The organism is Brevibacterium sp. 'Marine', from assembly GCF_012844365.1.
Taxonomy (GTDB): Bacteria; Actinomycetota; Actinomycetes; order Actinomycetales; family Brevibacteriaceae; genus Brevibacterium.
On sequence record NZ_CP051626.1, the window covers coordinates 2,971,764 to 2,984,128 of the forward strand.

General features: G+C 59.5%; 11 protein-coding genes. 5 read left to right on the forward strand and 6 right to left on the reverse strand.

Annotation, left to right across the window (positions count from 1 at the left end):
• Positions 1-24 precede the first annotated feature (24 nt).
• Together HF684_RS13395 and HF684_RS13400 are read right to left on the reverse strand one after the other, a co-directional pair.
• Entirely contained in the window at positions 25-1,917 is a 1,893-nt protein-coding gene (locus tag HF684_RS13395; protein WP_231488518.1) for a cation-translocating P-type ATPase, read from the reverse strand.
• Between the two features lie 101 nt (positions 1,918-2,018).
• Positions 2,019-2,396: a winged helix-turn-helix domain-containing protein gene (locus HF684_RS13400; protein WP_081770369.1), complete on the reverse strand. Its 378-nt coding sequence runs from the start codon at positions 2,394-2,396 to the stop codon at positions 2,019-2,021.
• Positions 2,397-2,620: 224 nt separating this feature from the next.
• Between HF684_RS13400 and HF684_RS13405 the strand changes: the two genes are divergently transcribed.
• Together HF684_RS13405 and HF684_RS13410 are read left to right on the forward strand one after the other, a co-directional pair.
• Positions 2,621-3,172 (forward strand): TlpA disulfide reductase family protein, encoded by a 552-nt coding sequence (locus tag HF684_RS13405; RefSeq protein WP_051505136.1) that lies wholly within the window; start codon positions 2,621-2,623, stop codon positions 3,170-3,172.
• The gene (locus HF684_RS13410; RefSeq protein WP_025777891.1) at positions 3,169-3,948 is read left to right on the forward strand and encodes a cytochrome c biogenesis protein CcdA; all 780 of its coding nucleotides are present in this window, start codon (positions 3,169-3,171) and stop codon (positions 3,946-3,948) included. Before HF684_RS13405 ends, HF684_RS13410 begins: the two co-directional genes overlap by 4 nt.
• A 150-nt stretch (positions 3,949-4,098) precedes the next feature.
• On the opposite strand, the gene HF684_RS13415 is transcribed toward HF684_RS13410, so the two are convergent.
• From HF684_RS13415 to HF684_RS13430, 4 genes are all read right to left on the reverse strand, one after another.
• The gene (locus tag HF684_RS13415) at positions 4,099-6,048 is read right to left on the reverse strand and encodes a cytochrome c oxidase assembly protein (protein WP_025777890.1); all 1,950 of its coding nucleotides are present in this window, start codon (positions 6,046-6,048) and stop codon (positions 4,099-4,101) included.
• A 67-nt stretch (positions 6,049-6,115) separates the two neighbouring features.
• Entirely contained in the window at positions 6,116-6,712 is a 597-nt protein-coding gene (locus tag HF684_RS13420; protein ID WP_169252862.1) for a copper resistance CopC family protein, read from the reverse strand.
• Positions 6,713-7,118: 406 nt separating this feature from the next.
• The gene (locus HF684_RS13425) at positions 7,119-8,072 is read right to left on the reverse strand and encodes a cytochrome c oxidase assembly protein (RefSeq protein ID WP_025777888.1); all 954 of its coding nucleotides are present in this window, start codon (positions 8,070-8,072) and stop codon (positions 7,119-7,121) included.
• A 151-nt stretch (positions 8,073-8,223) separates the two neighbouring features.
• Entirely contained in the window at positions 8,224-9,180 is a 957-nt protein-coding gene (locus HF684_RS13430; protein ID WP_035320181.1) for a bile acid:sodium symporter, read from the reverse strand.
• A 193-nt stretch (positions 9,181-9,373) separates the two neighbouring features.
• Here HF684_RS13430 and HF684_RS13435 point away from each other — a divergent pair, with 193 nt between their 5' ends.
• From HF684_RS13435 to HF684_RS13445, 3 genes are read left to right on the forward strand one after another with little or no spacing between them, the layout of a single operon-like run.
• Positions 9,374-9,994 (forward strand): recombinase family protein, encoded by a 621-nt coding sequence (locus HF684_RS13435; protein WP_025777886.1) that lies wholly within the window; start codon positions 9,374-9,376, stop codon positions 9,992-9,994.
• Positions 9,995-10,013: 19 nt separating this feature from the next.
• On the forward strand, positions 10,014-11,459 hold the full coding sequence (locus HF684_RS13440; protein WP_248279218.1) for a Mu transposase C-terminal domain-containing protein: 1,446 nt from the start codon (positions 10,014-10,016) through the stop codon (positions 11,457-11,459).
• Positions 11,446-12,351, forward strand: a complete 906-nt coding sequence (locus HF684_RS13445; protein WP_211167997.1) for an AAA family ATPase — start codon at positions 11,446-11,448, stop codon at positions 12,349-12,351. The genes HF684_RS13440 and HF684_RS13445 overlap by 14 nt, the downstream gene beginning before the upstream one ends.
• Positions 12,352-12,365: the final 14 nt, after the last annotated feature.

Consider the following 12,365-nt stretch of genomic DNA (forward strand, 5'->3'; position numbering starts at 1 on the left):
CTAGGGAGATTTTCACGCTGCGGCTCAACGGTCGCTCGCTTTCACTGGGGCAGTCGAGGACGGAGTGCTTCCGTCCCTGACATCGGATGGGTAGATACGGCGTTTCGGGCGGGCGGTCCTGACGCCGTTGAGGATCACGACCACCTCCGCAACCTCATGCACCAGCACGACGGCCGCGAGGCCGAGAACACCGAACAGGGCCAACGGAAAGAGGACCACAATGATTGCTAAAGCCAAGACGACATTGGCAGTCATGATCGCTCGGCCCTTCTTGGCATGTGCCAGGGCATCGGGGATCAACCGCAGGTCGGTGCCGGTGAATGCGACATCGGCTGATTCCACTGCAGCTGCAGATCCGCTCACACCCATTGCGATGCCAACGGTCGCCGAGGCCAAGGCGGGGGCGTCGTTGATGCCGTCCCCGATCATCACCGTCGGTACCTGAGCGGTGGAAGCGCGGATACGCTCGGCCTTGTGCTCAGGTAATTGCTCGGCATGGATCTCATCGATGCCGGCCTGAGTAGCTATCGCCTCGGCAGTACGGGCGTTATCACCGGTGAGCATCACTGTCGAGATACCCTGTTCATGCAGAGCCGCAATCGCCTCAGTCGCCTCAGGGCGCAACTCATCTCTGATACCGATGATTCCACCGATCTGATCATCGACTTCGACGACGATAATGCTCATGCCCTCATCGGCTAGCTCGGCAGCCTGTGTGGTCAATCCGTGAGGGGTGATCCACCGAGGGCTGCCGACGCGCACCCTACGGCCTTCCACTGTTCCAGAGAGACCGTGTCCAGGAAGTTCTTGGACCTCAACGGCCTCCAGGCGGGTTGGTGTGGCGGCGCTGATGGCCTCAGCCAACGGGTGGGTACTCGTCGCTTCCAGTGCTGCGGCGAGATCGAGAACTTCTGCCTCCGTGTGGTCGTTACTGGTGTGGGTGGCCACGACACGAGGTTCGTTGCGAGTGAGAGTGCCGGTCTTGTCGAACGCGACCCGGCGAATGGTGCCAAGCTCTTCGAACGCGGCACCAGACTTGATGACGACACCCAACTTGCTCGCCGACCCGATCGCGGAGATCACCGTGACCGGCACCGCAATCGCCAACGCACACGGTGATGCTGCCACGAGAACCACGAGAGCGCGTTCGATCCAGGTACCCGGGTCGCCGACGACGAACCCAAATGCGGCGATCAGTACGGCGGCAATCAGCACGAGCGGCACCAAGGGCCGAGCGATACGATCAGCCATGCGGGCACGCTCACCTTTGTTTGCGTGTGCCTGCTCGACCAGATGCACGATCTTCGTCAACGAGTTATCACGCCCGTCGGCACTGGCCTCGATGCTGAGAGTGCCCGTGCCATTGACTGACCCGGCCAGGATTTTGTCTCCAGGGGCGACCTCGATCGGGATCGATTCTCCCGTGATAGCCGAGGTATCCACCCACGATCGGCCAGAGGTCACAATCCCATCAGTGGCGACTCGCTCCCCAGCACCGACAAGCAAAACGTCGAGCTCACGGACGTCTGCGGCCGGGATCGTCTGTTCGCCAGTCAATCGGGAGATGCGGGCAGTGTCGGGGATGAGTGAGAGCAAGGCACGCAGCCCCTGCTGTGCCCGGTCCATTGCCCGGTCTTCCAGCGCCTCGGCAACAGAGAACAAAAACGCCAACGCTGCTGCCTCTCCGATGTGGCCGAGCGCGACAGCACCGATCGCGGCAATCGTCATCAACAGCCCCACACCCAAGCGCCCGCGACCGGTGGCTGTGAACAAACGCTTCAGCGTGCCGGGCACGAATGTCCACGCGCCGGCTGCTAAGCCAAGTGCGAACACGACCAGTGCCGGAATCTCCAGACCGATCCATTGCAGAATCAGGCCAGTGGCCCACAGAAGCCCGGAGGCGACCGGCAGCGCCAGGGAGCGATCGCGCCACCACGGTGGCACCTCCTCGTGCTCAGCGACCTCGTCGGCGTCGACTGGGCCTGGGGGTGCGTCGTCGGGTCCGCAGCATTCGCGGCTCACTGCAGGGCCTTCGCTACGGGCTCGTCATGGGGCGTGCAGCACCCGGGGACGGAGCATGCTGGATCAATGCAGGGTTCATGTTCGTCGACGGCGAGCGTCACATCAACCAGCGCCATCAGCGCGGCAGCAAGATGGGGATCTGCAATCTCATACCGGGTCTGTCGACCCTCTGGTTCAGCAATGACGATCCCGCAACCGCGCAGGCAGGCCAGATGATTCGACACGTTCGTCCGCGACAGCCCCAGATCACGTGCCAATTGCGCGGGATAGCCAGGCCGATCCAGCAGGGACAGCAGAATCCGTGACCGTGTCCCATCTGCCATGGCCCGTCCCAATCGGTTCATCACATTTACACGAGAAGCTATAGTCAGCATACAATGACTATACATTAATTGCTGACCTTTCCGCGGAGGTTATTGCCGTCGATCTTGCCCATGTGAATGACGGTGGAAGTAGCGGGAACCATGTTTCTACATACCGTAGAATAACGTCGAATAACTGTTACCTCAAGGAGGCCCCAGTGCGAGACGCGTATGCACAGCGATCCCGAATCCATGCCTTCTCCCGTCTGGCTTATGGGAGCGCTGTGCTAGCGGTCATGCTGGCAGCGATCACCGGATGCGCACCCGCCAACAAAAGTGCCGAGGACACTTCCGGATCAAATGATCAGGGGTATGTGTCAGGCACGGGAGTCATCACCCAGATCCCCGAATCGAAGCGCTCAACACCCGTGCAGCTGGCTGGAAACACGACAAACGGGGATGCCTTCGACTTGCAAGAATGGCAGGGCAGCCCAGTGATATTGAACTTATGGTACGCAGCGTGCCCACCATGTCGAGAAGAGGCACCAGACCTTCAAGAAAGCTACGAATCCTTCCGCAAGGAGGGAGTGCACTTCCTGGGCATCAATGTCCGAGATGAAGCTGCCGCGGCCAACGCATTTGCTCGACAATTCGGCATCACTTACCCCTCCATGCTCGATAAGGAAGGTCAGGCGGTAGCGGCGTTGAGCGGTCTTCTTCCACCTCAGGCTGTGCCTTCGACGGTGGTTCTCGATTCCAAGGGTCGTCCTGCTGCTCGTGTCGTCGGGATCGTCGATCGCTCGACTCTTGATGGCCTCATCACTGACGTACTTGCCACAGACGCGTGATTGCCATGGCAACAATCGGTGAACAGTTCTCACAGATAGCAAGCTCGGGCCCGATGCTGTTGGCAATCCCGATTGCTGTGGTCGCCGGGATCATCTCGTTCCTGTCGCCCTGCGTGTTACCGCTGGTGCCTGGCTATCTTGGCTATGTCACGGGACTTGCTGGGAAGTCACTCGAAGATCAGAAGACATTCCGCGTGGTTATTGGTGTGTTCTTGTTCATGCTCGGCTTTTCGGCTGTCTTCGTCTCAATTGGACTCGTCTTTTCTCTCACGGGAATACTTCTCAGCGCCTGGGCGGACGTGATCAATCGCATCATGGGTGCGATCGTCATCGTGGCGGGGATCATTTTCATGGGAGGGTTGAGTCTTCTCCAGCGGGAGTGGCGTATCAAGAGTCGCCCTCAGGCGGGATTGTGGGGAGCACCGCTTCTCGGCGGAACGTTCGCGTTCAGTTGGGCCCCGTGCATGGGGCCGACATTAGCGGCAGTGCTTGCGTTGACGACCAGTTTCGGGCCGACAGGATCCGGTGCCTTGCTTCGCGGAACCATATTGACCCTCAGTTATTGCCTGGGTCTTGGCATTCCCTTCCTGCTTGTCTCTTTGCTGCTCATCAGAGGCGGCGGTCGCATGAGGTGGGTCAAAGATCACCATGCAGCAATTACCCGTGCCGGAGGGGCCGTTCTCATCGGAATCGGAATACTGCTGATCACTGGAGTATGGACTCAATGGGTCAACGGACTGCAGGGTCTCATTGGCGGCTTTTCCACCGTGGTCTGAGACTACCAGTCACAGACACATCTGAACCTGGCTGAAGGGTCTCACTCGACGATCGGCCGCGTCAAGTGCGGTGCCGTGTGCGGCAACGACTACGACGTTTGTTCTTCGCAGGAGTAGTTGCGTTTCGTCATGGTAAACCGCTTCATTTGATCAGCGGGAGGCATCAGGTAAGGACCGGCTGGTGTCTGTAGCACCGGTGGAAGTTGAGCGGGATTTGTACGAAATGAACGTGGCGAGCACTACTGCCAGAGGCGCAACCCCGATCAGGAGAACTGCCGTGCCTGCATTCTGCTGATCGACGGCGATTGCCGGCCCCCATGTGCGGGCCAGGCCGGCGAACCAGTCCACTTCGAGAACGGGACTCACACCGAATGCGAGCATATTGGCCCAGAGCAGGAAGATACCTGCGACTCCAGCAATGGTAAGGATCTGCCGGCGACGAGTTCGCGACTTCGATTGAGTGCAGATGACCGTGGTCATGAACCAGAATCCGATGATCAGGAAGTACAGATTGGTTACTTGGTGGGCGATCCAGAAATCTAATGCCAGTCGCAACAACGGAGTGTAGTAAAACAATGCGAACGAAAGGATTAAGACTGTACCGCTGAGCAGCGGATCCCTGACCACGGTGCTGACTGTCGGGTTGCTTGCCTCGATCCATTCCCGCGGTCCTCGGCTGCCGTCGGTACGCCGGGGCACGCTCAGGCGCAACAAGTCCAGGGGTGCTCCGATCGCCAGGAGAAGTGGAATGAGGACTGCGATGGCCAGGAGCATGACGGTGTGGGCGCTGATGAGGACCATGCCGTAGATCGTCGGGGCACCACACGTGACATAAACAAGCAGGACAATGCCGGTGAACCAGCTGACGGTGCGTTTCCGTGGCCATTTGTCTCCAGTCATGCGAGCCTTGCGCACTCCGAGGAGATAGACGGCGGCAGCAGTGAGGATGAACGCTAACCAGAGCCAGTCCCACCGCCATTCGCTGAGCCACCGGTACCAGGTCAGGGCCGGTGGCATGGGATAGTCGGTGAGGACTTCGGCGGGGGTGATCGCTGGCTCGAGTTCAAGCGGGACAGGAGGGGCTGTTCGTCCCAGTGCCGCGGTGACGCCGATGACTGCGCCCATGATAAGGACTTCGGCAATGACCAATCGCCAGGCAAGTAGTGTGCCGGATCTGCTTCGGACTTGGGTCATGGCCCATTGGCGATGGGCGAATCCGATGGCTCCGAGCAGCAGGGTTGCCGAGAACTTGATGAGGATCAGCTGACCGTAGCGGCTCAGCAGCCCGTCCCAGGCGTCGAGGCGGAGGGCAGCGTTGATCACACCGGAGCTAAGGACGAGGAAGAACGCCACGCCGGCCAGTGCAGAGAAGCGGGCGATCACCGATTTTGTCACGAGCGTGGTACTCGTTGAGGCCAGCACGGGGATGGTCACGGCAAGTGCTGCCACGCCACCCACCCAGACAAGGACTCCGAGCCAGTGCACAGCCAGTGCACCGACACCGGCGTAATGGTCGTCGCTGCCTGCAGCATGACCGATGAGTGAAATGGGGACGATGGCAGTCAGCGCGAGCAGGGCTGTGCATGCTAGGCCGGTTGTGGAGCGAAAGAAGAAGGCTAAGTTGCACACGAGGAAGGCAATGACGGTGATTGCACCCCAGGCTTGGCCGACGATGAGGTCAGTGAGGAAGTAGGTCAGCTGACTTAGGAAGGCCGAGCTACCCGATACTGGCTGGCCGACGAGATTGGCATAGGTCAGCACCGTCACCACCACCACTGAACCCAGCCACACGAACGATGCGGTGACGGCAACGCTTCGGACGCGAGTGAATACCGGATGGGGAGTTGAATGCTTTTCTGCCGTGTCAGTGTCTTTGTGCGGAACGAGTGTTGCCGCGAAGATCAGGCAGCCAACGACCACCCCCAACACCAGATGATGCACGGTCAAGGCGATTGGTAGCGCCCAACGCACGAATGCCCCGGGGTCCAACGCCTCACGTTCTGCTGCTGCACCGGAGAAGGCCGCGCTTGCTATGACAGCAGCGACGGCAACAGCCAGAGTAGCCAGAAGCCACACTATGGATTGCCAGCGTCCGCTCATGGCCCGACGACCGGGAGTCGCACTATTCATCAGTGTGGCCTCGCGGCTCAAAGTGCTGGTTCATGTTTCATTGCCTTTTATGCTTCTGTTGCAAGACGAGCGTGACGATAACGAGCACGGCCGCGACAAAGAGAAGGATCCAAACGACGATGAAACTCGCGGGGAACTTCAGGTCCTCTTCGTCAGCAGTCTGCGCGGTTTCCGTTTGTGAGGGTTCTGGGGCCGAGGAGTCGTTCTTTGTCTGTTTGGGGGTAGGGGCCGAGGAGGTGCTGGCACCGTTCGTCGCGGTGAAGGAGAATGTGCCGTCGATCGGGTGAGAATCGGACGAGACCACTCGCCAGGTCACTGTGTATTCTCCGGCAGGCGCCCCGGACTTGATGGGCTGAACAGCGGCGTCGCCATCGATTTCGACATCTCCTTTGGCCCAGTTCGTGCCTGAAGAGTCGGTGATTTGGATCTTCGACCCCATCGACAGTGGTGTATCACTAAACGAAATTTCGATGGCCTCGGGGGCGGTACTGAGTTTCTGCCCATTTTCGGGGTTTGTCCCGGTCACGGCTTCGTGTGCCGAGGCTGGTGCGACAGGCAGCAGGAAAGCTACCAACACCAGTGCGAGAACGGTTAACATCCGGTTCGTGGGTCGCGGGATCACTGTGAGCGCCAATTTCTACCTCCTGTAGACAACGGGATTAGAGTACCAGTGCTGGGTCTGGGGCCATCCGTGACTACTCCTCTTAGGTGCCAGTGCACGGCTTTCGATCGCCTCTGTGGGTGGCCAGGAGTGTCACGTTGTGTCCGTACTGTCGAACAGCGGCAAGAAAGGCATGAGCCACCACCGACCAGGGCCACAGATTCACTAGTTCGCCACGTTCACCCGCGTGAGACCGAGGTCAGACACTACGGCGTGGCAGGAGACCGGTCGGTTCTTTACAGCGACACAAAGGGCTATAGTCAGCATTCACTGACTATACAGTGCATGCTGACTGTGCGAAGGATGCAGGAATGCGTTGACTGGGAAATAGAACTGAGCTGTACCAAGTTTTACTCATTATGGGAGTGCGTTTGGGTGTTCAGATCGTGATCTCACCGCGGTTTAGTGCCCTGAGGTATTCGTTGTAGGCATCAAGGTCTTTGTCTCCGTGAAGTGCGACTTCGCGATCACGGACTGCATTGTTCTTCGACTCCTGACGGAACCAAGTAATGAGTACGACGAGGAGAATTGCCACCGCTGGCCCCTCGCCGTAGGCCCAAGCAATACCGCCCGCAAGCTTCTGGTCTTCCATCACGTCGATGCCCCAGCTTGCTGGCATCTGGGTGAATCGGTCGACTAAAGGCAGGGTTGCCATCATGACAATGACACCGAAGAACGCGTGAAGGCCGGCTTCGAGGAAAGAATGAAAAATCCGTACAACGTGAGACTCGGGCACAGGAAGCGGGTCTGCCGGAATGAGCGTCGCATTGAAGATGATTCCAGTGAAGAGGAAGACGAGTTCAAGGCCGATATGGCCACCAATGCCTGAGCTCAGCACGAAATTCGCAGCATTTGAGAGGTAGAGGCCATAGAAGAGGACGAGGAATAGAGGAATCGAGAACAGTGGGTGGACAACGACCTTGCCTACCCATGAGCGTAGACCGAAGATTGCGAGTTTGAGAACGATTCGCCCGGGTAGATTCCGCGGTGACGAACGTAGAAGAAGGGTCCCTGGAGCACCAAGGAGTAGAAGTGGTGGTACCGCCATCATGAGCGTCATCTGTTGGAACATGAAGGCTGAGAACATGACTTGCCCGTATCCTTCGATGGCCAGCCCCATGACTGCAGCTAGCAGCAGGCAACCGAGGAGGAATAACACTCCGCGCCAGACTGGCCAGCGGCGTCCCTGGATTGCGAGTCGGATCCATCCGATGATGTAGAACAGGGCGAGAATCCCGGCGAGGACGGGGATGACCGGGATTGGTTGTAGCTCGAAGCCAAGGAAGGTCTCAATCGAGGGGGCTTTGGTGGGAATCCAGGTGAAGTCTGCCATTGTATGTCCTTCCTCGGCGTCTTAGGCATGGACGCGCTTCTAATCAAAGACTACGCGCCGATCCGACGCAGCCGAGAACAAGATCTGCTGACTGACAGTCGGGCACTCGTCAAGGCTCTTGGTCGACGCTAAAGGGGGTCGTTGGTGTGTGCTATTTGACGATACGCGGAATCACTTTGACGTAGACAACCATTCCGACAAGCTCTACTAGTGTCTGAGTGACCACCACGAGGGCCACCAAAGTGAACGGCTCCGGTAGCGCTAATGCCAGCGGCAGCACGACCAGTGAGTTGCGGGTGGCACCGCTGAAAACAGCCGCCCGCGTACTTCCGGTATCAAGCCTGAAGATCTTTGAGGTGGCTAGGCCTACCGGGACCATGACGATTAAGAATGCTACGTAGATCGGTACGACGGCCCATAGGGAGGCGATCTCTTCTCCCACGCCGACGATTTGGGATCCGACAACGATGGCGAGGGTACTCATCATCAGGGGCACCATTAAACTCTCCGTTGTGGCCATAGCAGCCCTGCCGACCCTGCTCTTTGCGGCCAGCTTCTGTGTCATGGCTGCCATGACAAGTGGAATAATGATCAGAACAACCAGCGCTTCAACGAACGGTTTCGGGTCGATGGCTGAGATAACCTCGGGTCCGATGAAGATCAGTAGGTAGGCCGGGAGCGTCACCATCTGGGCCAACATCAAGATCGGGGCTGTTGCGAGCAGGCGATCGCTCGATGCCCCCGCCAGGCTGGAGAATACAATCACGTAGTCGATGCAGGGAGTCAGTAACACTAGGAGTACTCCCACAAGGAGTGCTTGGTCGCCCGCGATGAAGCGTGAAAGGCCGAAGACGATGAGTGGAACGAAAACGAAGTTTAAGGTGACCGTCGCTCCTATGAACCGTAAGTCGCGCACGGCTCGCCCAATCGCGGCGAAAGGAATTCCCAAAAACGTCGCATAGAGAAGCAATCCAAGGACCGGGTTGATCCAGTGTTCCAGCGTCTCGGACGTGGAGGGAACCAGCCAACCGAACACACCACCGGCAACAATCGCCAGCAGATACAAACCGATCTGTCGGCGTTCCATCGTCTCGACGATACCTTTCATGCTCATCGTGCCAAGTCTAATTCTCTGGCGTTGGCTGCGCTTTCATCGCGACGTTCCAGTTCCTTGGTAGTGGGACACCGAGGACGAGCTACCTCATCGATCGGGCCAGGGCCTGATTTTCCGTCCCATAAGTAAGGCCCAAATCAACGTCCCATCCATTCCGTACAGACACGAATATTGGTACGCTGGGCGCATGGAATTGGGATACGCGCGGGTTTCGACGGTCAAACAAGACTTGGATCGACAGATCGATGCTCTGACCCAGACCGGAATCGCGGCCGAACGGATCTATGTGGACAAAAAGTCCGGGTCCACGGTCGACCGCCCCGGACTGCGTGCAGTCATGGAATATGCCCGCGACGGTGACGTCATCGTCGTCCACACTCTCGATCGGCTCGGGCGAACGGTGCGCGATACTCTGAACCTGATCCATGACCTCTCCGAACGCAACATCGGTGTGCGCAACCTCGCCGACCCGATCAGAGTGGACTCGTCGAACCCGGATGATCCGATGGCGCAGCTATCGGTCGTGCTACTGGCGTTGTTCGGACAAATGGAACGCACATACACCCTGGAGCGTGCCGCCCACGCTCGAGCGGTAGCGACCGCGAAGGGCCGACGCATCGGACGGCCATCAGTGGTGGATCCGGACAAACTGGCCTACGCCGAGCACCTGCGCACGACCGGACACACCATCGCCGATATCGTGGCCAAAACCGGGATCACCCGTACCAGCCTGTATCGCCACCTACCACCGCGGCCTCCCGAAGCGGTGACAGTCGCGCCGAAGACTGCCGCCGATCCCGAGACCTGATCCAGGACTGGTGACCGTCATGGCGCAGAGGACCCCAGAGGAGAGGCTCGCTCTGCTGCGCCAGCACGATGACGGTGTCCCCTGGACACGGATCGCGGCCGAATCAGGCGTGCCAGTGCGAACATTGTCACGCTGGGCCGCGAAGTATCGCGCTATCCCAACGTCCAATGGCCTGCAACGCCTCCGGCGAGCTGACAACGGTACGAGGCGAATACTGCCCGAGATTGTGGAGATGATCGAAGCTCTGGCGCTTCGCCGCCCCGAGCCCACAGTCGCGTTCGTTCATCGCCGAGTCAGCGGCATCGCTGCCAATCGGGGACTGACTGCGCCGAGCTATTCCAGTGTGCGAGCGATCATTGGTGCCATCGACCCGGGCCTGCGCACACTCGCCCAGCACGGCGATGCCGCCTACCGGGACCAGTTCGAGTTGGTTTTCCGCCGCTCCGCAACGAGCCCGAATGAGCAATGGCAGGCCGATCACACGCTCTTGGACGTTGTGGTACTCGACCAAGCTGGCGAGCCGGTTCGGCCGTGGTTGACGGTGCTACTTGATGATTACTCCCGCGCCGTAACCGGCTACACCCTCTTCCTGGGTGCCCCATCAGCCGAACAGACAGCGCTGGCACTACACCAAGCGGTCAATCAGAAGACGAATCCTGCCTGGCCGGTCTGCGGTCTGCCAGATGTGCTCTATTCCGATCACGGCTCGGACTTCACCTCTGTCCGCCTCGAACGGGTTTGCTTGGACACACAGATCCAGCTCATCCACTCACGCATCGGCGTTCCGCAGGGGCGAGGAAAGATCGAGCGGTTCTATGGCTCCATCACCACCGAGCTTTTGCCGCACCTACCCGGGTATATCCCGCACGGAACGAACGGAGAACGCCTCACGGACCCGGCGTTCAGTCTTGAGCAACTCGACGCGATCCTGGAAAGATTCATCGTCACCGAATACAACCAGCGCCCCCATTCGGAAACCCACCACGCGCCCGTCCACCGCTGGGCATCCTCCGGCTTCATCCCGCGCGCCCCGGCGCGACCGGAGGATTTGGACCTACTTCTGCTGACTGCGGCGACTACAAGGAAGGTTCAACGCGACGGGATCCAGTTCGCCTCCACCCGGTATGTCTCCCCGGTACTGGCCGCCTACGTCGGTGAACAGGTCACCGTCCGGTTCGACCCGCGCGACGTCGGCGAGATCCGCGTCTATTTCAACGATGACTACCTCTGCCGCGCGATCGCTCCCGAACTCGCCGCCGAGTCCGTCTCGCTACGAGAGCTGCAGGCTGCCCGGTCGCAACGTCGCCGTGACCTCAAGCGACAGTTACGCCACCGCCGCAGCCTCGCCGACGCGCTACCCACCGATATCCGTTATGTCCCCCCGCCTGAACCACCCGAAGCGGAACCAGTTGACGTCGACGAAGCCCCACCACGACACGGATTGCGTCTCTATGCCACCGACTGACCCAAAACACAGTCTCCTCAGCAAAGACGATGAGGGAAGCCGATTCCTTTTCGGCGATTTCGGGGAGATCAACTCCAGCGCTCCGCCACGGCCGGACTTGCCACCGTTCCAGACAACTCATGAGCATCGCCGCTTCGCAGAGTTCGCCGACGCGGTGCGCACTCATCGCTATATCGGCCTGTGCTGGGGACCACCTGGGGTCGGCAAGACACTTTCCGCCCGGCACTACTCCGGTGTCGATGACTGGGAACAATGGGAATCCCTTTTCACCGACACCCTCGGCCCTGTGCCGGAACGCGTTCTTGAGGCCCGCACTGCGTTCTTCACCCCCACGGTCATGGCCACCCCGAAACAAATAGACCAGAGCCTGCCCCGAGCATGCCAACGCATTTCCTTCGCCGTCGACTTCGCCGAGCACGGCATAGTCGACCCCTACGTTCATACCGAGTCCCGCTCCAGTGGACGCACCGAGCTGCTGATCATTGACGAAGCCGATCGTCTCAAGGCCACCGGCTTTGAACAAGTCCGTGACTACTTCGACCATCACCACATGGGCGTCATCCTCATTGGCATGCCGGGCATCGAGAAACGCCTCGCCCGCTATCCGCAGCTCTACAGCCGTATCGGCTTCGCCCACGAGTATCGTCAGCTGAGCGCGGATGAACTCACCGCAGTCTTGGCCAGACGACTTCCTGCTGAAGGCGATGCAACCGATGGTGGCGTCGCCCACGCAACCGCGATCGCGACTATCGTCCGGATCACCGCAGGCAACTTCCGCCTTGTCGACCGTTTACTCACCCAGATCGAGCGCGTGCAGACTGTGAACAATCTGAACGAGTTGACACCCGAGGTTGTCGAGGCCGCGCGGCAGGCTCTCCTCATCGGCCACTAAACGCCGTGAGAAAC

Excerpts from the sequence above, each read along its gene's own strand:
- HF684_RS13400 (WP_081770369.1), bottom strand. The coding sequence starts at position 2,396 with ATGCTGACTATAGCTTCTCGTGTAAATGTGATGAACCGATTGGGACGG.
- HF684_RS13405 (WP_051505136.1), top strand. The coding sequence starts at position 2,621 with ATGCTGGCAGCGATCACCGGATGCGCACCCGCCAACAAAAGTGCCGAG.
- HF684_RS13415 (WP_025777890.1), bottom strand. The coding sequence starts at position 6,048 with ATGAGCGGACGCTGGCAATCCATAGTGTGGCTTCTGGCTACTCTGGCT.
- HF684_RS13425 (WP_025777888.1), bottom strand. The coding sequence starts at position 8,072 with ATGGCAGACTTCACCTGGATTCCCACCAAAGCCCCCTCGATTGAGACC.
- HF684_RS13430 (WP_035320181.1), bottom strand. The coding sequence starts at position 9,180 with ATGAAAGGTATCGTCGAGACGATGGAACGCCGACAGATCGGTTTGTAT.
- HF684_RS13435 (WP_025777886.1), top strand. The coding sequence starts at position 9,374 with ATGGAATTGGGATACGCGCGGGTTTCGACGGTCAAACAAGACTTGGAT.
- HF684_RS13440 (WP_248279218.1), top strand. The coding sequence starts at position 10,014 with ATGGCGCAGAGGACCCCAGAGGAGAGGCTCGCTCTGCTGCGCCAGCAC.
- HF684_RS13445 (WP_211167997.1), top strand. The coding sequence starts at position 11,446 with ATGCCACCGACTGACCCAAAACACAGTCTCCTCAGCAAAGACGATGAG.